Annotated in this window: 17 protein-coding genes and 1 riboswitch; of the genes, 16 read left to right on the top strand and 1 reads right to left on the bottom strand. The window is 49.8% G+C overall.

Annotated features, from left to right (window positions below):
* Positions 1 to 25: 25 nt before the first annotated feature.
* Entirely contained in the window at positions 26 to 745 is a 720-nt protein-coding gene (locus QJ036_RS02235; protein ID WP_283229809.1) for a polyphosphate polymerase domain-containing protein, read from the bottom strand.
* A gap of 151 nt (positions 746 to 896) precedes the next feature.
* On the opposite strand from QJ036_RS02235, the gene QJ036_RS02230 reads away from it, so the two are divergent.
* The 16 genes from QJ036_RS02230 (at position 897) to QJ036_RS02155 (ending at position 24,720) form a co-directional block, all read left to right on the top strand.
* A complete protein-coding gene (locus QJ036_RS02230) occupies positions 897 to 1,574 on the top strand; it encodes a response regulator transcription factor (RefSeq protein WP_283229808.1) in 678 nt (225 codons plus the stop codon).
* Positions 1,571 to 2,818 (top strand): sensor histidine kinase, encoded by a 1,248-nt coding sequence (locus QJ036_RS02225; protein ID WP_283229807.1) that lies wholly within the window; start codon positions 1,571 to 1,573, stop codon positions 2,816 to 2,818. Before QJ036_RS02230 ends, QJ036_RS02225 begins: the two co-directional genes overlap by 4 nt.
* Positions 2,819 to 3,040: 222 nt before the next feature.
* Complete coding sequence (locus tag QJ036_RS02220) at positions 3,041 to 3,328, top strand: DUF1292 domain-containing protein (protein WP_283229956.1); 288 nt, start codon at positions 3,041 to 3,043, stop codon at positions 3,326 to 3,328.
* A gap of 229 nt (positions 3,329 to 3,557) precedes the next feature.
* Positions 3,558 to 4,589: an LPXTG cell wall anchor domain-containing protein gene (locus QJ036_RS02215; protein WP_283229806.1), complete on the top strand. Its 1,032-nt coding sequence runs from the start codon at positions 3,558 to 3,560 to the stop codon at positions 4,587 to 4,589.
* 223 nt (positions 4,590 to 4,812) lie between these two features.
* A complete protein-coding gene (locus tag QJ036_RS02210) occupies positions 4,813 to 5,436 on the top strand; it encodes a TetR/AcrR family transcriptional regulator (RefSeq protein WP_283229805.1) in 624 nt (207 codons plus the stop codon).
* Positions 5,437 to 5,439: 3 nt separating this feature from the next.
* Complete coding sequence (locus tag QJ036_RS02205) at positions 5,440 to 5,961, top strand: flavodoxin domain-containing protein (protein WP_283229804.1); 522 nt, start codon at positions 5,440 to 5,442, stop codon at positions 5,959 to 5,961.
* Positions 5,962 to 6,169: 208 nt separating this feature from the next.
* The gene (locus QJ036_RS02200; protein ID WP_283229803.1) at positions 6,170 to 6,541 is read left to right on the top strand and encodes a GntR family transcriptional regulator; all 372 of its coding nucleotides are present in this window, start codon (positions 6,170 to 6,172) and stop codon (positions 6,539 to 6,541) included.
* 2 nt (positions 6,542 to 6,543) lie between these two features.
* Entirely contained in the window at positions 6,544 to 7,389 is an 846-nt protein-coding gene (locus QJ036_RS02195) for an ABC transporter ATP-binding protein (RefSeq protein WP_283229802.1), read from the top strand.
* Between the two features lie 55 nt (positions 7,390 to 7,444).
* Positions 7,445 to 8,029: an ABC-2 transporter permease gene (locus QJ036_RS02190; RefSeq protein WP_416388535.1), complete on the top strand. Its 585-nt coding sequence runs from the start codon at positions 7,445 to 7,447 to the stop codon at positions 8,027 to 8,029.
* A gap of 511 nt (positions 8,030 to 8,540) precedes the next feature.
* A riboswitch (cobalamin riboswitch) is annotated at positions 8,541 to 8,727 on the top strand.
* 106 nt (positions 8,728 to 8,833) lie between these two features.
* Entirely contained in the window at positions 8,834 to 12,634 is a 3,801-nt protein-coding gene (locus tag QJ036_RS02185) for a cadherin-like beta sandwich domain-containing protein (protein ID WP_283229800.1), read from the top strand.
* 21 nt (positions 12,635 to 12,655) lie between these two features.
* A complete protein-coding gene (locus QJ036_RS02180) occupies positions 12,656 to 16,369 on the top strand; it encodes a cadherin-like beta sandwich domain-containing protein (protein ID WP_283229799.1) in 3,714 nt (1,237 codons plus the stop codon).
* 78 nt (positions 16,370 to 16,447) lie between these two features.
* The gene (locus tag QJ036_RS02175; RefSeq protein ID WP_283229798.1) at positions 16,448 to 17,740 is read left to right on the top strand and encodes a hypothetical protein; all 1,293 of its coding nucleotides are present in this window, start codon (positions 16,448 to 16,450) and stop codon (positions 17,738 to 17,740) included.
* 165 nt (positions 17,741 to 17,905) lie between these two features.
* Entirely contained in the window at positions 17,906 to 20,110 is a 2,205-nt protein-coding gene (locus tag QJ036_RS02170) for a hypothetical protein (protein ID WP_283229797.1), read from the top strand.
* 53 nt (positions 20,111 to 20,163) lie between these two features.
* A complete protein-coding gene (locus QJ036_RS02165) occupies positions 20,164 to 21,099 on the top strand; it encodes an AAA family ATPase (RefSeq protein WP_283229796.1) in 936 nt (311 codons plus the stop codon).
* 15 nt (positions 21,100 to 21,114) lie between these two features.
* Entirely contained in the window at positions 21,115 to 22,290 is a 1,176-nt protein-coding gene (locus tag QJ036_RS02160) for a DUF58 domain-containing protein (RefSeq protein WP_283229795.1), read from the top strand.
* 15 nt (positions 22,291 to 22,305) lie between these two features.
* Positions 22,306 to 24,720: a transglutaminase TgpA family protein gene (locus QJ036_RS02155; RefSeq protein ID WP_283229794.1), complete on the top strand. Its 2,415-nt coding sequence runs from the start codon at positions 22,306 to 22,308 to the stop codon at positions 24,718 to 24,720.
* Positions 24,721 to 24,728 lie beyond the last annotated feature (8 nt).

The following is a 24,728-nucleotide window of genomic DNA, read 5'->3' as shown; positions in this document are numbered from 1 at the left end:
AGAAGAACTCCTTTCTTATTATAAATCAGGCGGGGCGTTTTGCCCCGGGACACATTTGTCTGTACATGACTCCGTATTTGGAAAAGCTTGCAGGATGGATATGTAGAGCAGAAAATGCTTCTGCCAGCCACAGGGGGGCTGCTCCGGTCAGCTTGACCTCCATCAGGCAGGTGCCGGGATCCAAAAGGTCCCCCAAGGGACTGGAGGTCTGTCTCAGATCCTGAGAACAGATATGAAAATCGAAGGTAATACGGAAGTCCGGGTCGGTCAGCCCGAACAGTGCGGCACGGTCATAAGAAATGGCGGCCGCAGGGGTAATGGAGTATTGATGAGTGAAATAAGAAATCTCGCGGAGCACCTGCCTGTCGAGATAAGTCTGCATCGTTGGAATTCTGCGTCCGGAAACAAAATCTGAGGCGTCCCGATAGCTCAGGGCGGCACGTCTTTTGGTAACGATTCCTCCCACCTTTTTCTTGAGCTCCAAAAAGACCGGAGAATCTTCAGATCCCAGAGGAGAATAGCTTCTGAGCCGCAGCTTTTCCTTATAATAGGGCTTTGCCAGGGAAGCGCGGATCAAACGGTAATCGTCGGTATCATAATAAATGTTGTAAATGGAATACAGAGCTCCGTCCGGACAGTATTCGTCGTAGGTCATATATGGCTCCATCCGTTTTCGAAGCTCCTCATACTGTTCCATGGTAAGCAGATATTTCTTTTCCAGCCGTTTGAAGGTTTTTATACTCATGGTGTCAGTCCTTTCTGTATGCTGCCGTCATTATAAGGGTGGAACCTTAAATTTGTCTGAAAAGAGAATTTCAGAGTAATTTCAGCTTGAAAAACTACAATATAGAATGATTTCTTATAAAATGATACAGAGCATTTTCCTGGAGGAGCTTATGAGAATACTGATTGTGGAAGATGAGGTAAGACTGGCTGAGGCTCTGGCTCAGATCATGGAAGAGCAGGGGTATACGGCAGATCTTGCCTATGATGGAATAACAGGACTGGATTATGCAGAAAGCGGGATATATGATGTGGTTGTGCTGGATGTGATGCTTCCCGGCATGAACGGCTTTGACGTGGTGCGTACTATGAGAAAGCATAAAAATCAGACGCCGGTGCTGATGCTGACGGCGCGCTTTGCAACCGGAGACAAGGTGCGGGGGCTGGACTGCGGGGCGGACGATTATCTGACGAAGCCCTTTGAAACAGAGGAGCTTCTTGCAAGAATCCGGGCTGTCTCCAGAAGAACCGGAGAGGTGGCGGTGGAGCGGTTAAGCTATGGCGATGTATCCTTGAATCTGAGTACCTATATGCTGGAACGTGGTGGGAAAAGCGTCCATCTGGGGAAAAAGGAGTTTGAGGTAATGCGGCTTCTTCTCTCCAATCCGAAGGCAGTGCTTCCCAAAGAGACCCTTCTCCTGAAAATCTGGGGAAGCGAGTCGGATGCCGAAGATAACAATGTGGAGGTTTATATTTCTTTTCTCCGTAAAAAGCTGGCCTTTCTGGGGGCGTCGGTCACCATTGGAACGGTGCGTAAAATCGGATACCGCATGGAGGAAGGTACCTTATGATAAAAAAACTGAGGAGAAAATTTATCCTTGTAAATATGCTCCTTGTGAGCATTGTACTGCTGATCACCTTTACTGTGGTGTGTGTAGTTACAAGCGGAAAATGGCGTCAGGAAAGCATGACGGCCATGGAGCTTCGGCTTTCCCGGCTTCAGGAGCCTCCGGAGGAACTGGATAAGGGAGGCGGAAAAGGTCGTCCGTTCCAGATGGCGGATCCCAGAGAAAATTCTGTTTTTGTAGTGCTTCTCGACGAGACGGGAGAGGTTAAGGAGGTTGTCGGAGATTCTCTCGTCATTGAAGATGAGGTGGTGGACGAGCTGGTGGAGGACTGCCTGGAAAAGGAGAAGGACAGCGGAACGCTGGAGGAAATGGCGCTTTGGTATTTGAGGCGCAGCGACGGCCGGGGAACGAGAATTGCTTTCATGGACAGAAGCGAAGAGCTTTCGGATATGAAAAGCCTGATCCTTCTTTCCCTGCTGGTGGGAGTGGGAAGCCTGTCTGTTTTTCTTATTATCAGCATCTGTCTTTCCGGATGGGTCGTCGGGCCGGTGAAAGAGGCCTGGGAGAGGGAACAGCGTTTTGTGGCGGATGCTTCTCATGAACTGAAAACGCCTCTGACAGTAATTCTTGCCAATACGGGCATTCTCATGAGCCATAAGACAGAAACCATAGAGGATCAGGAAAAATGGGTGGAGAATACCAGAACCGAGGCTGTCCGGATGAAAGGTCTTGTGGATAATCTTCTGGAGCTGGCCCGGGCGGATGCGGGAACAGAGAGAGTGAGTTTTACACAGCTTAATTTCAGCGATCTTGTCTGGAGCGCGGCTCTTCCCTTTGAATCGGTCATGTTTGAGCAGGGAAAGACACTCCGAATGAATATTGAGCCAGACCTTTATGTACAGGGGGATTCAGGAAAGCTGACGGAGCTGATCGTGATCCTTTTGGATAATGCCTGTAAATATGCAGAAGAAAAGGGCATCATTACACTGACCCTGACAGCTCTCAAAAATCAGGTGAGGCTGTCGGTGCACAACACGGGAAGCTATATTGACAGCGAGAAAAGACGTCATCTTTTTGAACGGTTCTACCGGGGCGAGGAATCCAGAAGCAGGAAAGCCGGCGGTTACGGCCTGGGACTTTCCATTGGAGAAAATATTGTAAAGCTCCACCATGGGAAAATTTCAGTGGAGAGCGAGGAAAAGGAGGGAACCACCTTCCTGGTTGTTCTTTCGCGGGCCAGACAGTGACTTACGCTTCCGCAGGATAAGAAAGATTGTCCTTGCTTTTTACGGAGTTTTTTGCTACAGTGTTTATGAGTGGGCATAGCAGCCCAACAATGAAAAAAGAGAGGATTTTCGATTATGGCAAAAGAATTTGAAGACTGCAGCAGTGCCGGTTGTGCCAGCGACTGCAGCACCTGTGGCTGTGACTGCGGACAGGGCTTTTTGAATGATGGGGAAGACGGACACATGACTGTGACCCTGACTCTGGATGACGATTCTCAGATGGAGTGTATCGTTCTGACCACCTTTGAGGCAGCCGGACGGAACTATATCGCGCTGCTTCCCACCAACCCGCCGGAGGGAGAAGAAGGCGAGGTTTACCTGTATCGTTTTGTTACAGGACCAAACGGAGAGCCTGATCTTCAGAATATCGAGGATGACGAGGAGTATGAGGCTGTTGCCGATGCGTTCGAGGAAATTCTGGATGCGGCTGAGTTTGACGAGCTGGTTGAGGAAGAGCTGGACGAGGAGTAAAAGAATGAAAAGAATCTCCATCTGTTTGAAACGCGGGTGTTTATTTTAAAGCTGGCTTTATGATTCAAATAACCGCTGCCGCATTTTGAAAAACAGATTTCAAGCTGCCATAATTGGTTGGCATACCACGTTACCCTGGCAGGGAGGTTGTGGATTGGCAGTACGAAGTGACGGACTTAGAAAAGAAGCAACCCCGCGCGGATAACCACGCGGGAGAAGGAGAGGAAAGATGATGAAGAAACGATTTTTTAGTATTCTGCTGAGCCTGTGCATGGTGCTGATGCTCTTCCCGGCCACAGCCTTTGCGGAGGAGTCAGTGAACGTTACCTTTGAATTTGACTACGGAAATCTCCCTGAGGGTCGGAATTCCTCCGAGATGATCGTCAAGGAAAATGGAATTGAACTTCCCGACCTGAAAGATTGCGGCGAGCGCCAGTTTTTGGGGTGGCAGATCAAGAATTCTGATGATCTCTATGTTTATCAAGCCGGTGAGGAATACTGGCCTTCAGAGAGTATGACCTTCGTGGCCGTTTATGACGAGTATATCACCCTGACCGTGCCCTTCACCACCATGGTGAAGCTGGACGGCGACATCGCCCCCGGCGAGACGACGTTTGATCTCGCGATTGTGGCCGCCAATGCATCCGAGGAACGCTACGCGGATGTAGTGGTCTCTGGCTCTGTTACCACCATCGGCGCGGGCGATTATCAAGGTACCCTGACCTTCACCGGTCCAGAACAGCAGCTCTGGTCCATGCTCTCCGAAGGCGCGTTCGTCCAGCAGGTGAACGCGGGCGAGGAAAACTGGACCTATGACGACACAGTGTATGGCCTGCTCCTGTCGCAGATCGCTGCCTATGCCATGTCACCCGAGGAGGGCTTTGTCATGCTTATCCTTCCGGCAGCCTGCGAGGAGAAGGACGGCGTTTTGTACTATGATATCGACTGGGAGACAATCGACTTGGATAAAGATGTGCTGGACGAGATGCGTTTTACCAACACCTATACAAAAAACGTAACCGAATCGACGGAATCGACGGAACCGACGGAATCGGCGAAACCGACGGAATCGGCGAAACCGACCGAGCCGACGAAACCGACCGAGCCGACGGAAAACAATCCGGACACCGGGGCAGCGACGAGCCCGCAAACCGGCGATAACAGCAGTCTCATGCTGTGGCTTGCGCTGCTCATTGTATCCGCTGCCGGTGTGATCGGCGCAGGCGTATGCAGCAAACGCAGAAACTCCCGGGCAAAATAAACGGAACAAAACATAAGTGAAGATTGCAGACACCCTGCAGGACCATAAAATCCTGCGGGGTGTTTCTCTGTCTAAATGTATGAAATCCGGCAAGGCGTGGGGTGCAGTGGGGCAAATACGGCATGAATCCAGACCGCAGAGAGAAATCACAGTTACCTCTTGACAGCTAATGAATTTTAGCTTATCATATAGCTAAAATTCATTAGCTAAAAGGAGAGAGGGAATGGATACAAAACAGAAAATTCTTCTGGAAGCACTGAGGCTGTTTTCACAGAGAGGATATGATGCTGTCAGCGTGGAACAGATAGCGGCTGCAGTGGGAATCAAAGCTCCGTCTCTGTATAAGCACTATAAGAGTAAACAGGATATCTTTCATGCAATCTTTGACGAAACGGCGAGAAGATATGATGAATTTACGGATACGATATCTGTCCATGTTAATAATTCTGAAGAGGATGCAAAGACCTTCGAGGAGATCACGGAAGATGATCTGGTAGAAAAGGTAAAAGCCCTGATTTCCTATTCTCTGCATGATGAATATGTCAGCCGGTTCAGACGAATGATGACGATCGAACAGTACCGTTCCAAAGAGCTTTCTGATCTTTATTCCCAGAGATATGTTCATCAGATTCATAATTATCACACAGAGCTGTTTGGCAAAATGATTGCGGCCGGTGTGCTGGCAGAGGAGGATCCGTGTATTCTTGCAATGATGTACGATGCACCGATTCTTGTCCTGCTGGGAGAATGTGACAGACATCCGGAAAAAGAGGAAGAATGCAGGAAGAAGCTGGAGGCACATGTCAGACTGTTTTACAGAACCTTTAACAGCAGGCGGAAAGGATGAAATATGATTCAGGGCATTGTTTACACAAGCAATACGGGAAATACAGAAAAATATGCGAAGCATCTGGGAGAAAAGCTCAGTTTGCCGGTTTATACGCTGGAGGATGCGAAAAGGAGCATGGGAAAAGGAACTCCCATCATTTATCTTGGATGGATCATGGCGAGCGGGATCAAGGGATACAAGGATGCACAGAAGAATTTCTGCGTCCGTATGGTCTGTGCTGTGGGAATGGGACAAACCGGGACACAGCAAAAGGAGATCCGGGAAAAAAATCAGATCCCCGCCTCCATCGAAGTTTTTACGCTTCAGGGAGGTTTTGACATGCAAAGACTCCGGGGAATCAACCGGTTCATGATGAACATGGTGTCGAAAACAATGACAAAATCGATCGAAGAGAAGACAGACAGAACACCGGAAGATGAGGATATGCTGGATCTTTTGAAGAATGGCGGCAGCCGGGTTAGTCTGGAACACCTGGCGGAACCGATACGGTGGTATGAACAGAACGAGAGTCGGGAGAAATAAGAGAGATCAAATATGGTTCGCGCACAATGGCAGCCAGTCCGGAATTTTGTTTCGGGCCGGCTGTTTTTATCTGTGAAAGCTGTGCATGGCATGAAAAGCAGATGTGAGACAGAAACCTGTTTTGAAATAAAATTGAAATAAACAGCACATAACAGTTGACAACAGTTTAAAACTGTTATATACTGTTTACAGGATCGGAGGGAACGAGATGCAGATTATTTTGAATAACGCTTCCATGATACCAATATACGAGCAGATGGTCGATCAGATCAAAAATCAGATCATCGACGGAAAACTGAAGGAGACGGAATCACTGCCCTCTGTGAGAGCTCTCGCCGCTTCACTGAAGATCAGTGCTCTTACTGTGAAAAAAGCCTATGACAGGCTGGAGGAAGAAGGCTTCGTCGTGACGGTTCACGGAAAAGGAACTTATGTGGCGCCAACCAACCGTGCGCTCGCCGTGGAGGCACGGAGAAAGACCGTAGAGGAGGATTTTGCCAGAGCGCTGGAAAAAGCCAGGGCTGTTGGCATGGAACCTGAAGAAATTCGGCAGATTATTGAAATTTTATTGGAGGAGTAGCTATGGTATCGGAACGGAATCTTACAAAAAATTACAGAGATTTCTCTCTGAATGTCACACTGGATATTCCGGATGGGCAGATCACCGGCCTTGTCGGAAAAAACGGAGCCGGGAAGACCACCGTGATCAAGGCCATGCTGGGACTCATCCGCCCGGATGGAGGAAGCGTTACCGTATTTGGAAAGGACGCGTCGGCGCTGACCACGGAGGATAAACAAAAGATCGGCGTGGCACTTTCTGATTCCGGCTTCAGCAATTACCTGACACCGGCAGACTGTGCAAAGATCCTGGACAAAATGTACGATCACTTTGATAAACCGGCATTTTTGAAAGCATGCGCAAGGTACGGCCTTCCGGTGGATAAACAGATCCGGCAGTTTTCTACCGGTATGAAGGCAAAGTTACGTGTACTGGTTGCCATGAGCCATGACGCAAAGCTTCTGATCATGGATGAGCCGACAGCGGGGATGGATGTGGAGGCAAGAAATGAAGTGCTGGATATCATCCGCACCTATCTGACGGAACGGGAGGATTGCTCTGTTTTGATCACTTCCCACATTGCCACCGACCTGGAAGGCTTATGCGATGATATTTATCTGATCCATCAGGGAAAGATCCTGCTCCACGAGGATACGGATGTGATCCTTTCGGAATACGGGATCCTGAAAGTGGATGATCAGACATTTGACAAACTGGAACAGAACACGATCCTGAGTTGTAAAAAAGAAGCCTTTGGTTACCGTTGTCTCACCAATCAGAAACAGTTCTATCTGGAAAATTATCCCGGAATGGTGGTCGAAAACTGTGGGATCGATGACCTGATTCTTTTAATGACTGGAGGAAAATAATATGCGAGGATTGATACAGAAAGACATGTGTCTTATGTTACAGAGGAGCCGGATCATGCTTGTAATGATCGGAGTCGGTGTTTTGATGGTATTTTCCACTGATGGAACGTTTGTCATCGGTTATATTACAATGCTGTGCGCCATTCTTACTGTCAGTACCATATCTTACGATGAATATGACAACGGCTATCCGTTCCTGCTGACGCTGCCGATCACGAAAAGAACCTATGTGGCAGGAAAATATCTGTTCTGTCTGGCGGGTGGTCTGATCGGATGGGCAATTGCAGTTGCCATTTACCTCTGCTGCAGTCTGATAAAGGGAAATGTTTTACTGATTTCGGATCTGCTGGAGACTCTGGCTTTTATCCCGGTGTTTGGTCTGATAACAGTGATCATGATTCCGTTGCAGCTGAAATATGGTGCAGAAAAAAGTCGTATCGCCATCGCCGTTGTCGGGGGAGGCGCGTGGGCTCTGGGATACCTGTTTATGAGATATTTACCTGATATCGGAGAGATCCCGGCGTTTCTCTCCGGACTGAGTGATGTGACCATGATGGTGTTTCTTCTGGTGTTGTTTCTGGCGGTGCTTGCGATTTCTTATCGGATCAGTCTGCGGATCATGGAAAAGAAAGAATATTGATTTTTTTCTTGGGCGGAACGAAAAGGTTCCGCCTGATTTTCCTGCAGATATTTAAGGGAGTGTTGCATAATCCCCTTTTCAACAGTATTGGCAGAGGTATCCTGCGTTTCAAAATTCGGATTAACAAATTATTCACAATGCTCTTGACTTTACCTGCAAATGAAGGTATCATAGATATGATCAAAACTACATTTTGGTCGTTTGTAATTGAATCATACAGGATACAGTCTGCCGGCGGAAAGGCGATAATAGGGAATCCGGTTTCATCCCGGAGCCAAACGGGGAAACCCGACTGCGTGGAAAGCCCACACATACCTGCTGTTTTCTCTGATAGACATTGACAGGGAGGTGTCGATGTCTGGGGAAGTGCGCTACAGACTGAAAGAACGAGCTTCTCTATATCGGAGGAGTTTTTTTGCTTTATACGGGGAAATTCCTGTAGATACGGCAGTTGGAGCTGTCGGAGGCGATTTGGTTACAAACCTGCAATTACATATTCCGCCTGAATATGGCGGGCAGTGCTTGCCGCGGTCAGAGCAGAACTGCTCTGTTTAAAGGAAACGTTGCAAAGCGCCTCATCTTCCGAGCTGTGAATGGGGACAACGAGTGCATTTATGCCACTGGGACAGTCTGTTCTGGGAAGGCGCATTCCGCGGATGAACCAAAGTCAGAACACAAAACGTGGAACAAACGGGCACTGAAAACTTTGGAAATGTCTAAGGCAAGAGGACGTTTGTTTTTTGTACCCTTTTTTAGGATATGTTTCTTTAGACATTTCGCAGAAAAAGGAGGAATGAAAAAAAGATGAAACGAACAAGACGACTAATGTCACTACTCATGAGTTTGGTGATGATGGTAAGCCTTCTTCTGGCAACCCCGCTGGCTGCAGGGGCAACAGGCGAGGCGGAGTATGCGTTTACCGTAACCTCCAATTATCAGGAACTGTCAGGCAATGCTCTGGATCTGACTGCTTCGTCTGCAATGAAGTATGGAAAGCTTCCGACCACCTATACAGCAGGAGGCAAATTTGATTTTGAGTATTCATACAGTAAGCTGGCATATGATTCAGAGAAGTATGAAATAAGTAAAGCAGAACTGACGATCGGGGATAAAACCTATACTTATACATATGGTGATGCCAAAGCAACAGCTTCTGTGCTGATGCCATACTTCGGCACTTCTCTGATCACTGCGGCACCATCGTTCTATAATTATAATTTTATTGATAGTACCGAATTAAGCATGTCTGGAAAGGTATATGCCAATGTCAATTTCCACATTACCTTTGCAGAAAAATCCGGCGGAGGTGAAGAACCTGACCCGGAACCAGAACCGCCTGCGGCTCCGCTGTTAAAAGGAATTGTGTCAACTACGGCGCTCCCGGATTCTGAAGGAAATACGCAGTTTGACTTTACTGAAGCAAGCGACGGTTCCGTCTGCGGAGAAGCCACCATCGTAATGGAAACCACAAACGCATACACAAGGATTCTTCCGGTGGTGGATGGAGACACAACCGGTATTAAACTGGCCTACAGTTACACCCAAAATACCGGGGCAGCTTATTCCGCTGCGAACCAATCACAGACAACCACTGTAAGTCTGGGAAATGTGCAGAATACCGATGGAACTGTCAATGATATTACAATGACGGCAACTCTGGATTCAGATGGTGATGGAACTGTAGATATCAGTCAGGATTATGTGGTGCATGTACAGCAAATGACACGGCTCAGTGGTTTAAAGCTGACGAATCACAGTGATGGAAGTGCCCTCACATATACTCCGGTGTTCGCTGCCGGTACGACAGAATATAAAGCGTCTACTCTGGATCATGCAGTGGATGTTACCTTTACCAATTCAGATGCCGGCCAGACTGTGTATGTGAATGGTGAAGAGATCGAAGGCAGCACTTATGCATGGGAACTGTCAGAGGGAGAAAATACTCTGGTGTTCAAAGCTGTAAAAGGTGATGCGTTCCAGACGGAATATACACTGAAAGTGGCGAACGCGAAGAACTTTGATCTGCATGTTTCCACGGATCCTTCTGATGCGGTATTTACTTTATATGATGTACTTGGAAACAGAATCTGGCCGGATGAGAACGGTGCTTATCAGATCATGACCCTTACTGATTATAAATATAATGTATCAAAGTATGGATACGTGGGCCAGACCGGAACTCTGAACCTTGCAAAAGCCCAGGATCAGAGCTTCACTTTGGAAAAAGCGCCGGAAAGCAGCCCGCTGCCTCAGCTGTCTTCTGATTATCCCAGCTTCCGGGCAAGTGCGGACAACAATTCGGTGGTCAGCTCCAAAACAGTTAATAACCGGGATGCCATTGAAGTGAAATGGGAACAGCAGATTGGGGATTATGTCAGCCCCACCAGCGGCTGCATTCCCATCATTGTAGATGATAAGGCGTATGTCATGTCCGGCACTACTCTTTATATGTACAGCACAGAAACAGGTGAAATGCTGAAATCAGCAGAGATGGCCGATGAGCCTGGATTTAACCTGATGCCCGCTACCTATGCAGACGGCATGATTTTCCTGCCATTGAACGGCGTGATTCAGTGTATGAACGCAGAGACCCTTGAATCTCTGTGGGTATATCATGATCCCAAGCCCAATTATTCTCACAGCAGTCCCATTCGTTATGATGACGGATACATCTATGTGGGATTCATCGGAACTACTTCGACGCATGCAAACTTTGTCTGCCTGTCAGTGACCGATGAAGATCCTTCAAATCCGCTGGAGGAAAAAGTGCCTACCTGGATCAATGATACCATGGGAGGCTTTAAATGGAATGGAGCCTGGACCAACGACAACTATGTGTTTGTAACCAATTTCTATGGCCAGTATTTTTACTGTCTGGACAAGCAGACCGGTGAAACGGTGCAGCAGGTAAGCGTCCAGGGAAGTCAAAACAGCTGTTCTGCCAGCAGTATTGTTTATTATGGCGGAAGACTGTATTTCACCACTTCCTCTCATCTGTATTCCTTTAATCTGACGGAGGATGGAAAGCTGGATCTGGAGAATACCATTGAGCCGCTGGCTCTCGGTGCACAGTGTACCGGTACGCCTGTTATTTACAATAACCGGTTCTACATTGGATTGAGTTCCGGCAAGACCTTCGGCGTGGAAAGCTATGCGATTCTGGTTGGCGATATTGATCCGGACACCGGCGCTCTGTCTGGAGCCTATGCAGTCCCCACTGATGGTTATGTGCAGACTTCCGGCCTGCTTTCCAACGGCTATGAAGAAGAAACCGGTTACGTATACGTATATTTTGCCGCTAATTCAGGCAAGGGCAATATCTATATGATTAAGGATAAAGCCGGTATGACAGAGGCAGATCCGGAATCCGGCCTGTTCTATCATCCTGCACATCCCCAGTATACTCTGGGAAGTGTGGTGGCAGACAGCAAGGGAAATATGTACTTTAAGAACGATTCTGCATGGCAGTGGTGTCTGACCCGGAGCGACCTCTATATTGACAAAGCAGAGGCTGAAGGCGGAAATGCTGTGATTGATGGCGGATCCTTACAATCAGGAGAAAATCATACCATACAGGTGGATCCGGGAACAGAAAGCATTACCTTCCGGGTAACACCCAGCGCAGGTGCAGAGGTAATTCTGGACGGCGCGTATACGAAAGAAAAAGAAATCCAGCTGACGGACGGCGAGGCAGAATTCAAAGTTCGCCTGGAAAAAGGAGACAATACAAAGATTTATACCTTCCGTGTAGTATCTGGACCGGTACTGTCGAATCTGCAGTTCTCCACATCTGAGAATAAAAATATTGCCACATTTATAACACCGTCGCCTGAATTTACGCCGGGCGTTAAGACGTACACAGCCGGATATTCGACAACCGCTTCAAAAGCTTACCTGGTGCCCACAGCCAAGAACAGCACAGACACCGTAACCTGTACAGCCATCAGCGGAGTTGCGTCAAAGAGCGAAGGGGATGTCATTACAGGTACTTCCCACTGGAGTGGATGGACCTACTACCTGGTGGGCTTTGATGCAGCAGCCACCTCTGCCAGAGTGAATTTTACTGTTACATCTGAAGACGGAGGTCAGTCGTCTGAGTATGAAGTGATTCTTTACAGGGGAGATACCTTCCCGGTGATCACAGTGGATGATGGTGTCATCAGTGAACGGACTGCAGACAGTGCAAAACTGAACGCCACCGTCAATAAGGACGGCGAAATCTATTATCTGATCCGTTCTGCCGAAGAGGCTGCTCCCACTGCAGAAGAGATTTTGGCGGGCGATCATAAGTTTGCTGTGGCAGCAGGACTGAACACTGCTGATCTGACCGGTCTTGCAGCAGGAAAACAGAAGCTGTATATGGCACTGAAAGATGCAGCAGGAGAGACTTCCGTAGTATATCAGGTGGAAATTCCCACCAGCAGAAAGCTGGGAGACCTGAACGGTGACGGTAAAGTGACCAATGCGGATGTATCTCAGCTATTGGATAAAGTAACAGCCGGTGCAAGTGTGGAACTGGAAACAGGAGACCTGAACGGCGACGGTAAAATTACCAATGCGGATGTATCCCGTCTTCTGGATCTGGTAACAGCCGGACAAATTTAAGTGCAATTAAAGGAGGCTTGAATGGGCGGGAAAAGAAAATTGAAAAACAGATGGGCAGCAGCCGTTCTGGCATTGCTGACCGCCCTTTCAGCCTTTTACTGGCAGCCCCTTTCAGTCCGGGCTGAAGATGCGGCGGCAGTAGAATCCGCGGATGGGGCCGGAGAAGAAACCGTCCTGCTGGAGGGGATCGCATTAAACAAAACCAGCCTGATCATGAAGACAGGCGATCAGAAAACACTGACCGCATCTCTGCTTCCGGAAAACACCACAGAACAGCCCAAGATCACCTGGAGCTCCGATGATACGGATGTGGTACAGGTGGAGGAAGAGGGGGAATCCGTGTTGGTGACGGCTCCGGACGGCAGGGGAGGAACTGCAGTCATTACAGCGTCCGCCGGCGGTTTTTCTGCCACCTGCCGGGTGCTGGTGACTGTACAGGATCCCATGCTGGAAAGCATTCTTTTCATGCAGAACAGCTCTGGCAGCAACCGCTATGAGCTGACAGAGGGACTTCCAGGCAGCTGGGAGTATACCCTGAGGATTCCGGAGAGCACCAATGCACTCTATGTCAGACCCCAGCTGAGAGATGACGTATTTGACACAGCCGTCATCACCGCCCGGTTTACGGATGTAAGCAGCCAGGAGGAAGTGGCCGTCAATCTTCCTGTGGATGAGAGTACCTCTCTGTCCAGCAGTACCACAGGACGGATTATCAAGGCCTATGATACAGAGCCCAAAGAGCTGGTGATTGAAGTGACATACGGGGAACGGACGGAAACCTGGCGGATTCATATTGTCAGGGGAACCTATCTGGGAAACTTTACGGTGACAGATGATCACGGAGAGAGTTTAAGCTATACACCGGAATTTAAAAAAACGGTATATGATTATTCCCTCCATGTTCCCTCCTCCACCACACAGCTGCAGCTGCAGCTGACGCCGGCGGAGGCCACCAGCACCAGCCTGACCGTCAACGGCGAAACGGCAGAGGATGGGAAATATATATTGTCAGACCTGGAAGCAGGCAGGAATACAGTGGTTTTGCGGTCCGGGGACGGCCTTCAGTCCGCACCCTATGACTATACGCTGACAATTTATGTGGATCAGGTCTGTTATCTGACCGTCAGTCTGGATCCTGCTGACGCAGTATTTACCGTTTATGATGAAAGCAATGTGCAGATTGACCCAAAAGACGGGCGATATGAACTGCTGACCGGCAGCACATACACCTATACGGTTTCTGCATCAGGGTATCAGACCCAGAGCGGCAGCTTTACCATAGAAGGCGACGAAGAAAAAAGTTTTCAGCTGGAAAAAAGCATTTCGACGGAACTGGAAGAGCTGGATGCGGAATGGGGCGGATACTGGAAAAATGAGGACAATCAGAATGTGGTGGATGCGGCAGCGCCTGTTTCCCTAGCCAATACGGAAGTGCAGTGGAAACAGAAATACGGTTCAAACGCCGACTACAGCAACAGCGTCAGCGACGGCATTCTGGTGGAACAATATATCTGCTGCTTTCAGGGGAACCTGCTGATGTACCTGGACAAAGCCACGGGGGAGATAGTGAAAAGTGTTACAATGGCGGCCCAGGGCAACAGTTCTTTTACAAAGCCTCTGTATGCGGCGGGTATGATTTTCGTGCCATTAAACGACGGGCGGGTACAGGCATTCAATGCAGTCTCCCTGGAATCCATGTGGATCTATGTGGATACGGTGGGCGGAAATGCCGCAACAGCTCTTCGTTATGATTCCGGATACCTGTATGCGGGTTTTGCCGATGGAAATCTGGTATGTCTGTCTGTGGATGATGAAGATCCTGAAAAGACCAATGAGAAAAAATCGGCAGTCTGGAGAAAGTATGACAGCGGCGGTTATTACCGGACCGGTGTCTATACCGGTGAGACATATCTTTACGCATGCGGACGGTCAGGAGCTGTGTATTGTCTGGATAAAAGAACCGGCGAGACCATTCAGAAGCTGGCGTTGCCTGCTGAGACAGGGGCACCATCCACAGCGGTCTGTTATTCCGCAGGGCAGATTTATTTCGCAACAGAAAAGGGTTATCTCTGTTCCTGGGCTGTAGGGGAGGATGGAAAGCTGGAACCTGATAAAGCTGAGATCCTGAATCTGGGAGGCATCATTTATGGAACTCCCCTGGTATATCAGGGGAGGGTCTATGTGGGAAGCGCCACCGTAGATTCCTATGGCGTGGTATTGGCCCCCTATTACATCAATGTGGTGGAAGTCAGGGATGACGGCAGTCTGTCGCTGGCTTACCGGATGGAAATTCCGGGATGTCCCAAGGGAACGCCAACTCTGACCACGGCTTATGAAAGCCAGGAAGGATGTGTGTATGTGTATTTTACCACGGACACATCCAACGGCAGCATATACCTTGTGAAGGACGGTGCGGGATATACCGGGCCGGGAGCGGGCAGCGGCCTGCTCTACCAGCAGAATGAAGTGTCTGGGAATGGCGGCGGCAGCATACTGGTGGACAGCAGCGGATACCTGTATCTGCGTTATGAATCTGCCTGGCTGTATGCGCTGAAGCCCACGGATCTCTATCTGGAAGCCGTGGAATGTACCGGCGGGCATGTGCTGCTGGATGGAGGCGCGGCCTTTGACCGGCAGGCAGAAAACCATAAAATTCTGCTGGACGGGGGAACGGATGTGGTGACACTCACCCTGACGGCCAGTCCCGGTGCGGCAGTGTTCATTGACGGCCAGGAGGGCAGTGTCCGGGAGATTACTCTGACGGACGGAAAAGCACTGGTACAGGTGGATTTGAGCCTAAACGGACAGGTCAGAACCTATTGGTTTGCCATCCGACAGAGAAACTCAGAGGCAGTGCTGGAAAATCTTCAGGTCAGCTATTCACCGGTAGTGACCGTGATGGAGCTGGAGCTGGAGCCTGCCTTTGAGCCGGAGCGGACAGAATACAATTCCTCTATTTACGGAAACGGAAACATGGCTTCTTATTATGTATGGCCGAAGCTTCCGGAGGATTCAGTTTCTTCCATAAAGATAACAGTGGTCAAGGGCGTTTCAGGAAAGACGCCGGGCACGGAGCTTTCCGGCATGACTGTGTATCTTCCGGAAGGCCCAAGACTCCGGTATGAGGTGCCTCCGGCGGGTACGGATCCGGCAGTGGTGGATATTACTGTAACCGCAGAAGATGGCGTTACCCGGAAAACTTACCGTCTGTCCATGTTCCGGAACAATGATCTGCCGAAACTGAGCAATGCTTCTCTGGTCAGCCGCGAGGAAAAAAGTGTGACTATCAGGATCACTGCAGCCATCGACGGTTATCTCTATTATCTCCCGGATGCAAAGGAAGGCACGGCGGGAATGCCGCAGGCCAGCCAGATCCGGACAGAGGGGAAACGGATTGCCGTTTCAGCCGGAGAAAATACGGTAACATTGGAAGGCTTTTTCTCAGAAGAAAGCGTCGTATATCTGTATGAAATGAGTTATGCCCAGCGATGGAGCAGCGGTATGCAGATAGATATACCTGCCTTTACGGGAGAAGATCCAGAGCCGGCGGAGCCGGGCACAAAGGGGGATCTGAATGGGGATGGCCGCGTGACCAACGCAGATGTCAGCGCGCTTCTAGATGCGGTGACGTCAGGAAAGAGCCTGTCTCTGGAAACAGCCGATCTGAACGGAGACGGACGTGCGACCAACGCAGATGTCAGCGCCCTTTTGGATCTGGTGACCGGCGGCGGATGACTCTGAAACAAGAATCAGTGGACACCATGGCCTTCGGGCTGTGTTAATCCAAATAAAGAAAAAAAAAGGAGAATCAGTATGAAAGCAAAGAAAAAATGGCTGTCTTTGCTGGGCGCGGCAGTGATGGCCGCAGCCCTGGTAGTGGCGCCTGGGGCTAAAGAAGTAAAGGCAGCCGGCGCACCGGTGGTAACTTCATCTATTCAGGATGTTTCAGCCAGTGTGGGTGACGAGATTTCCATTCCCATTACCTTCACCAGTGAAAGCACTAACCTGAGCGCTATTCACGGAGAGCCCAGCGGAGGCTATGACACCTCTGTCCTGGAGTATCAGGGCGCTGAGTATGTAGGAATTCCCGCAGGTATGGAATCCACCGCAGGCGGCAACTTCGGTTATGTGACCAGCGGCAATTTCAGCAGCGGAACCATCAATGTAAAATTCAAAGTGCTGAAATGTTCTGCAGCTCCGGTAACCGTAAAGATCAGCAATATCTATTTCAGCAATCATGAATATCTGGACAGTGAAGCTACTGAACTGACTGCAAAGGTTACCATCAGCCATCCGGCAGATCAGTATCAGACCAATCAGACAGATCCCACCTGTACCGCTCCGGGACACAAAACAGTGACCTGCGGTGTCTGCGGCGCTACCATCGAAGACAAGGATCTGGATGCTCTGGGACATGATGACGGCGAATGGGTCGTAACAAAAGAGGCTACCTGCACAGAAAAAGGCGTAAAAGAGCTGCAGTGTACCAGAGACGGCGCAGTTCTGGATACACAAGAAATCCCCCTGGCAGAGCATACCTGGGATGAAGGAACTGTAACAAAAGAAGCCACCTGTACGGAGGAAGGCGTAAAAGTGTTCTATTGTACCGGATGCCAGGCGTCAAAGACAGAAGCGATTGAGAAGACACCTCACAGCTGGGATGAAGGTACAGTAACAAAAGAAGCTACCTGCACAGAAGAAGGAGAAAAGCTTTACACCTGTACGGAATGTGAGGAGATAAAGAAAGAGGTAATTCAGAAGACTCCTCACAAATGGATCGTAAATGACAAAACAGATAAAGACGGCTGGGAGGTAATTACAGAAGCCACCGCTGAGAAAGAAGGAAGCAAAGAAAGAGTCTGCGCTGTGTGCGGAGAGAAAGAGACGGCTGTAATTGCGAAACTGACTCCTGCTCCTGAGACAAAGCCGGTTGATACAGCGAATCAGACGTCCGGCAGCACGACATCGAATACCTCCGGAAGCAGCGCGAACGCTGTAAATACAGGAGATACTGCAATGGCTGCTGTTTATGTGGTAATCATTGCCGCAGCAGCATGTGCAGCCGGAGCTCTGGTAGTTGTAAGGCGCCGGAAAACCAGCCATTAAGTCCTGAAACAGTTCATTTTTAAAGAGGGATAAGCAGCAGGGCACGTTCCTGACTCCCTGTCGGGGAGTCACGGGACGTGCCTTGCAATGGTGAAAACGGACTGCAGTGAAAAAGGATAAAAGGAGCCAGAAGCAAAAATGAAAAAATCTAAAAGCAGAAAAAAATTGAAAAAAATCATACTGGAACTGGCAGGAATCTGTCTGGCAGTTCTGTTCTTTGTGCTGCTGGCGGGCTTTGGGCGCACGGCTCCTGAAAATCCCATGGAGGAGGGGAAAGCCGATGCTTCCCGTATGTATTTGACATCCTCCACACTTGCCATGGATGAGAAACAGCTGGCAGGTGTGGAGAATGCCAATATCAGCTCTGGCGGAACCGGTAATTCTGCAGAAACCCAGGAAGAGGAACAGGAGGAAGAACAGCCGGAGCAGACAGAGGAGCCTCTGGAAGAGGAACAGGAAGAAGAACAGACAGAGGAGCCTCAGCAGAACTCCGAGACCAACATTCAGAGCAGCTCTCCCACCAGAAACAGCCTGACGTCGCTGATTCAAAAGCATGAAAATACCAACTCTGAACAGATTTCTCAGGATCCTTCCGGGGAAGGAACCGGAGAAGAAGAAAATGGACAGGGAGGAGGCACCCCCACCGGTGGCAACGGAGAAATCCCCTCCGACGGAGGCGGGGAAACCACCCTGGATTCTGCCGCATCGTCACTGTTGTTTACCACGGATCTGGCAGATGATACAGTGACGGAGCCGGATTATTCTTTTCATGTTTCTCTGACAGAGGCAGGACAGAAGCTGACTCTGGTCAGCCAGAATGTGATCCTGAACGGCGCAGCCCGCCGGTGTGTGCTGGGAAAAAATCAGATTACGCTGCAGGAAGGGTACAATACCGTATCTGTTTCCATGATCTTCCGGGACAGTAAGTATAATCAGATCACTGCAAAAACAAAGGATTATGTGATTTATTATGTACCGGAAAGCCATTACCTGCTGCTGGTACAGAATGCCAGAACCGGCGGATATCTCACCAGCGGAGGAGAAACCGTCGTTTACGAAAACAATATCTGGATCCGTGTCATTGCCAAGAAAGGAAATACAGACATCGGCCTGGTGCAGGTTCGAATCAACGGCACCCAGAAAAATCCGGATTCTGACGGAGTATACCGGCTTTCTCTGAAAAACGGCAGCAACACACTGAAGGTAACGGCAGGAACCGGTGTCAACCAGCAGGTGTTCAATTGTACGGTCAATTATAAACGGGCTGACTTTGCCCTGACCTTTGAAAGCTCCGTCCTGACGGAGACCATCACCGGATATAATTTCGGCGGATACAGCAGGTGCGATTATAAATCAGATTCGCCTGCGTTTTCCTTCCGGGTCAGCTGTTCGGCTCCCACGGGAACGGAATACATCAGCAGCGTACTGGTGACGAAGCATTCCGGTTCCACCGATATGAAAAACATGATGGACGGGGGCGGATGGATTTCCCTGGAGCTGGATGCATCCCAGGAAACAGCCATCCAGGTCAGCTGTGTGGATTCCGACGGAACCGTGAAAAAATATACCTGGTATATCAGGTACATCCGCAACATTTCCCAGGAAGAAAATCAGAAAAAGGCGCCTCTGATTCAATGCCAGCTGGGGTCAGAAACGGTTTACTACAGTCCCTATGTGCTGCCGGTGTCGGCCTATAGCTGGGACGGGAATCTGCTTCATGCGGAGAAAAACTTTGTGGTGTATCTGAATGGGGTCAAACAGGAATATGATTCCATCAGTAGCCCTTATTATGAATATGATCTGTATCTGACAGAAGGTGAAAACTATGTGGTGATTCAGGCATGGGATAGTAATCAATATACTTCCACCCTGAATCTGACCATCACCTTCACCCCTGAAGAACAGAGTGCAAAAATACATTTCATCCTGTCTGCCGACGTGGTAGGTCTGGGAACCATGATTGATGAATATGTGACGGTTCCGGCAGGCTATACGGTGGCGCAGGTGGTGGAAGAACGGCTTGCAGCCTATGCCTATACCACCATTTATTCCGGAACCCCGTCAACGTCCGATTATTTCCTGCATCACATACAGAAGGCGGACATTCTGTCAGGCTGGAGTATTTCCGATGCAGAACGGGAATGGGTGGAAATGGAAGGATTTTCCATTGGGGATCCGGTCAGCCTGGACAGTCTGGGAGAACGGGATTTCACCGGAGGATCCGGCTGGATGATTACCCTGAATGATTATTTTATAGGAAGCAGCATGGGCAGCCGGGCCATCCGGGACGGCGACCAGATCCATATCCTCTATACCCTGGATGTGGGCAAAGACGTGGGCGTGGATCCTGACGCCGGGATTTATGAATAAACAGATAAATCTGAATAAGAAAATGACGGATAAAAACGAAGGAGAATCAGAACATGAGCACGAAAACCAGTACCATCATCAATGAAATCGAGAAAGTAATAGTAGGAAAACGAAGGGTTGTGGAACGGGTGTTAATGGCCCTCCTGTCCGAAGGCCATGTGCTTCTGGATGATGTGCCCGGCGTGGGCAAAACCACCCTGGCCCTGGCCTGTTCCAGGGTCATGGGTATGGACTATCACCGGATTCAGTTCACTCCTGATGTGGTGCCTTCCGACATTGTGGGATTTTCCATTTACAGCAAAGAAACGGGCCGTTTTGACTATAAACCAGGTGTGGTAATGACAAACCTGCTGCTGGCAGATGAGATCAACCGTACCTCCAGCAAAACCCAGTCTGCCCTCCTGGAAGTCATGGAAGAAGGGCAGGTGACGGTGGACGGCGTGACCCATATGCTGCCGAAGCCCTTTGTGGTAATTGCCACCCAGAACCCGGTGGGCTCCGCAGGAACCCAGCTTCTGCCTCAGGCCCAGCTGGATCGTTTTATGATCCGTCTGGAAATGGGATATCCGGATTATAAAAGTCAGGTGGAGATTCTGCGGGACCGCCAGATTTCAAATCCCATTGATGATGTCCGGGAAGTGGTGCATAAAGAAGAAATCCTGGCCATGCAGGAAGAAGTGCGGACCATTCATGTGGAGGATGTCATTCTGGAATATGTAACTTCCCTGGCCACCGCCACACGGGAGGAGGAAATGATCCGTCTGGGCATCAGTCCCAGGGGTGCACTGGCAGTGGTGAAAATGGCAAAGGCCCATGCGTATCTGTCGGGCAGGGATTACGTCATTCCGGAAGATGTACAGAAGGTCTTTGTGGATGTATGTGCGCATCGTCTGATTATGAATCCCAAGGCCAGAATTTCAGAACTGACGGCAAAGGACGTGCTGAAAAATATTATGAAAAAAGTGAAAAGCCCGGACAGCGGGCGTTAAGTCAAGGAGGCATACATGAAGAAATCCCGAGTGCTTTGGATTCTCTGGCTGATTGTCACAGCCCTGTTCTGCGCAGCGGCGGACGGAGCGGCGGGATGGCTGCTGGCGGCAGTATCCCTGATACTTCCCCTGTTGTCCGGACTTTTTACCAGGATGATCCGGAACCGGCTGCAGGCGGAGATGACCATGGCTGCTTACGGCCAGTCCGGAGAGGTAACCTGCGGGAAAATCCTCCTCCGGAACCGTTCCTTTCTTCCGGCTGACCGTCTGCTCTGCCTGGTGGGCTGTGAAAACCTGCTGACAGGTGAGAAGGAAAGGGTGAGTATTCATATGGCGGCGCCTGCCAGAATGCAGGTGGATCAGGAGATCCGGCTGAAAAGCCGCCACTGTGGGAGAGTGCGGCTGACCTTGCGTCAGGTGACTTTGTATGATCCCTTCGGTCTGTTCCGGTTTCGGATTCCCATGGGGCGGGAAACTCAGACACTGACGCTGTTTGCACCGGAGACTTTCCCCACAGAAGTACAGATCGCTTACGGGGAAAGCACCAATATGGACAGTGACGAATATTCTATGAAAAAAGCGGGTTATGACCCCTCTGAAACCTTTGCCATCCGGGAATACCGTCAGGGGGATCGGATCCGCCAGATCCACTGGAAACTGACAGAAAAATTCGGAGATCTGATGGTGAGAGATTATGGCCTTCCCATTCAGAATACGATATTGCTGCTGCTGGAAACCGGACGGCCGCAAGGGGCAGAAAGAGCGAATGCAGACTGCCTGAACGCTTTGGCTGGGGCGATTTTTTCTGTGTCCCAGGAGCTGGCCAGTCAGCAGATCGTCCATACCATCGGCTGGCAGAATCACGAAGAAAATACATTTACCTGTATGGAAGTGGAGTCGGATGAAGACCTGAATCAGGTGCTTCCGGGACTTCTGGGTGCCGTACCGGGAGAAGACGAACAGTCGGTGGCCGAGCATTATCTGGAAGGACGGGAACAGCTGGAATTTGCCCATGTGGTGCTCTTTACGGAGCAGCACAGGTCTTCTTTAAGTTTTCTGGCAGAGCAGTGTCTGCTGACAGAAGTTATCTGTGAAGAAAATGGATCAGGATATGATCAGAGGGATGGAATTGCTGTTTTGTCCTCTGATCCCGGGAATCTGGAAGAATCACTTGCTTATCTGGAAATATAAGGAGCGGCTGGCATCATGAAAAAATCTTTTAAACATAAAACAGATTCCTGGCAGCGATCATTTTTGCTGCAGCCATCGGGGATTCAGACGGACAGGAAGAACCGGGCGGCCTCCCGGATCACTGACGGAATCTTTCTGTGGCTTTATCTTGCAGGCATGCTCCTGTGGCTGATAAAAGCATTTTCTCTGCCGGCCAATCCAGGGCAGATTCTTTGGATGTGTCTGGCTCCGGCAGTCATTCTGTCGGCTTTTGGAAAAGAAAGCGGCCGGTTCCGTCTGCTTCGGGTGTTGATCTGGGTCGGCGGACTGACTGGAGCAGCTCTGATTTTCCACAATTTGTGGATCAGCGGCATGCACATAATTTATAACGGGATCACTGATACGGCAGGCATGAAATTTCCCTATCTCCTTCCGGTCTACGGCGTAACGGTTGGCGGAGAGCTGGAAACGGCCGCACTGTATCTGGCTTTGTTCTGGCTGGTCTGGCTGGCAGCCCTGCCGGGACTTTATCTGGTGCGGACAGGCAGCTCTCTGGTACTGGGAATACAGTTTCTCCTGGTACCGGCAGTGCGCGGAGTATTTGGAACGCCGGAATCCATTTTGTGGATGGTGGTTCCCCTGCTCTGCCTGTTGGCTGTCTGGATCCGTGGACACGGAAATCGAACGGCGGCGGGCAGGCAGCGATTGGCTTCCCTGGAAACCTTTGCCCTTGTGGCGGCCGGCACGGCGGCTCTGCTTTTTGTCGGCGTGCTTGTATTGAACCGGCTGGAAATTTCAGAGGGACAAGTTTTTGAAAGCTGGAAAACTGCCCTGAAAGAAACGGTCAGAGACCTCCGCTACAATGGAGACAGTGACGTACTGCCGGATGGGAACTTCACCGGTCTGGGGGATTTTCAGACAGAAGGAGAACCAGTGCTGGAGGTGACCATGACCCAGCCGGAATCCTATTATCTTCGGGGCTTTACCGGCAGCAGTTATACCGGCACAGGATGGGAAGCGGTCGACGGAACGCTGCTGTGGGAGAGCCGGGAACAGTTTTACTGGCTTCATCAGAACGGTTTTTACGGGCAGGAGGGATTAGCCACGGCAGCCGTTTCCCTGGATGAGGAAGCTGCGGCAGAAGAAAAAAATACAATTTCCATCCGGAATCTGGAAGGAAGCTCCAGGTACTATTATGTGCCCTACGAGCTGAAATCCACGCCCACGGGAGAACTGCGGGCAGCTCTGGACCGGCAGAAAATCGGAGACGGAGAGCTTCTGACAGAAGGACTTTTTGGAGAACGGGAGTACAGCTATCAGGCGCTTTCCAATCAGGTGACAAAATATCCGGCTCTGGACGCAAAACTATTGGATGAGGAAAACCTTACAGAGGAGGAAAAAGATTATCAGAAGCAGGAAGAATATTACAATGAATTTGTATACGATACATACCTGGAGATTCCGGGACAGCTGAACGCCACCCTGTACAGCCTGCTGGGTGTGAAAGAAATAGATCCCGGGGAGCAACATGTGGATTATGCCGAAGCCAAGGAAAATATTCTTTATGTGCTGACCACTGAGTTTACCAATACCGATGAAACGGAGGAAATCTGGGATGGAAGTGATTTCATCTTTGACTTCCTGAATTTTTCAAAGAAAGGATATTCGGTTCACTATGCCAGCGCTGCGGCCATGATGTTTCGGTACTATGGAATACCGGCACGCTATGTGGAGGGATACCTGATTACCCCGGAGGATGTGGAGCATATGAATCCAGGAGAGCCCTATGTGCTGGACGATACCCATGCCCATGCCTGGGTGGAATATTATCAGGACGGTGTGGGCTGGCTGCCCTTTGAAACCACTCCTTCCTATCTGAATGTGATGGGAAAGGCCGATGAATTCCAGGATATTTCCGGGCTGTCGCCCTCCGGTTCTGACGGAAATTCGGAGGAACAGGAAGAGCAGGAGGAAGAGCAGGAGGAAGAGCAGGAAGAAGAAAAAATTGACTGGTTTGAAATCCTGTGCATTCTGATGCTTGTTTTGATCGGTCTGCTGCTTCTGGCGCTGATTGGCTGTCTGATCTGGGTACTGGTTCAGAGAAGAAAAAGCAAAAAAGCCAAGGCTCTGTTTGGTTCTCCGGACAGCAGAACGGCAGTCCGCGCCATGTTTGCATACATGATGAATCTTTTTTCAGTGGCCGGGCTGGAAATCCGTAATACTTCCCTGTACAGGTACCGGAAGCCGCTGAAAGAATTGTTTGGCCGGGAGCTGGCTCTGGAATATGAAAGAGCGGTGACGGTTCGGCAGAAGGCGGTCTACAGTATGCATGAGATCACCGAAGATGACAGGGAATTACTGGAAAAGCTGAAAAATGAAGTCTGGAATCGGATTTACTGGAATGGAAGCCGGATTCAGCGCTTTCAGCTGAAATATATCTATTTTCTGTAACCGGAGGG

It is taken from the genome of Fusibacillus kribbianus (assembly GCF_030053595.1).
GTDB classification, from domain to species: domain Bacteria; phylum Bacillota; class Clostridia; order Lachnospirales; family Lachnospiraceae; genus Lientehia; species Lientehia kribbiana.
The sequence above is the reverse complement of the archived record's forward strand: the minus strand, read 5'-3'. Positions and strand labels throughout refer to the sequence as shown.

What these genes read in the sequence shown, in the direction of transcription:
- QJ036_RS02225 (WP_283229807.1), top strand. Translation starts at nt 1,571, where the DNA reads ATGATAAAAAAACTGAGGAGAAAATTTATCCTTGTAAATATGCTCCTT.
- QJ036_RS02190 (WP_416388535.1), top strand. Translation starts at nt 7,445, where the DNA reads ATGCTTGTAATGATCGGAGTCGGTGTTTTGATGGTATTTTCCACTGAT.
- QJ036_RS02230 (WP_283229808.1), top strand. Translation starts at nt 897, where the DNA reads ATGAGAATACTGATTGTGGAAGATGAGGTAAGACTGGCTGAGGCTCTG.
- QJ036_RS02185 (WP_283229800.1), top strand. Translation starts at nt 8,834, where the DNA reads ATGAAACGAACAAGACGACTAATGTCACTACTCATGAGTTTGGTGATG.
- QJ036_RS02220 (WP_283229956.1), top strand. Translation starts at nt 3,041, where the DNA reads ATGACTGTGACCCTGACTCTGGATGACGATTCTCAGATGGAGTGTATC.
- QJ036_RS02215 (WP_283229806.1), top strand. Translation starts at nt 3,558, where the DNA reads ATGATGAAGAAACGATTTTTTAGTATTCTGCTGAGCCTGTGCATGGTG.
- QJ036_RS02195 (WP_283229802.1), top strand. Translation starts at nt 6,544, where the DNA reads ATGGTATCGGAACGGAATCTTACAAAAAATTACAGAGATTTCTCTCTG.
- QJ036_RS02155 (WP_283229794.1), top strand. Translation starts at nt 22,306, where the DNA reads ATGAAAAAATCTTTTAAACATAAAACAGATTCCTGGCAGCGATCATTT.
- QJ036_RS02205 (WP_283229804.1), top strand. Translation starts at nt 5,440, where the DNA reads ATGATTCAGGGCATTGTTTACACAAGCAATACGGGAAATACAGAAAAA.
- QJ036_RS02175 (WP_283229798.1), top strand. Translation starts at nt 16,448, where the DNA reads ATGAAAGCAAAGAAAAAATGGCTGTCTTTGCTGGGCGCGGCAGTGATG.
- QJ036_RS02200 (WP_283229803.1), top strand. Translation starts at nt 6,170, where the DNA reads ATGCAGATTATTTTGAATAACGCTTCCATGATACCAATATACGAGCAG.
- QJ036_RS02160 (WP_283229795.1), top strand. Translation starts at nt 21,115, where the DNA reads ATGAAGAAATCCCGAGTGCTTTGGATTCTCTGGCTGATTGTCACAGCC.
- QJ036_RS02165 (WP_283229796.1), top strand. Translation starts at nt 20,164, where the DNA reads ATGAGCACGAAAACCAGTACCATCATCAATGAAATCGAGAAAGTAATA.
- QJ036_RS02180 (WP_283229799.1), top strand. Translation starts at nt 12,656, where the DNA reads ATGGGCGGGAAAAGAAAATTGAAAAACAGATGGGCAGCAGCCGTTCTG.
- QJ036_RS02210 (WP_283229805.1), top strand. Translation starts at nt 4,813, where the DNA reads ATGGATACAAAACAGAAAATTCTTCTGGAAGCACTGAGGCTGTTTTCA.
- QJ036_RS02235 (WP_283229809.1), bottom strand. Translation starts at nt 745, where the DNA reads ATGAGTATAAAAACCTTCAAACGGCTGGAAAAGAAATATCTGCTTACC.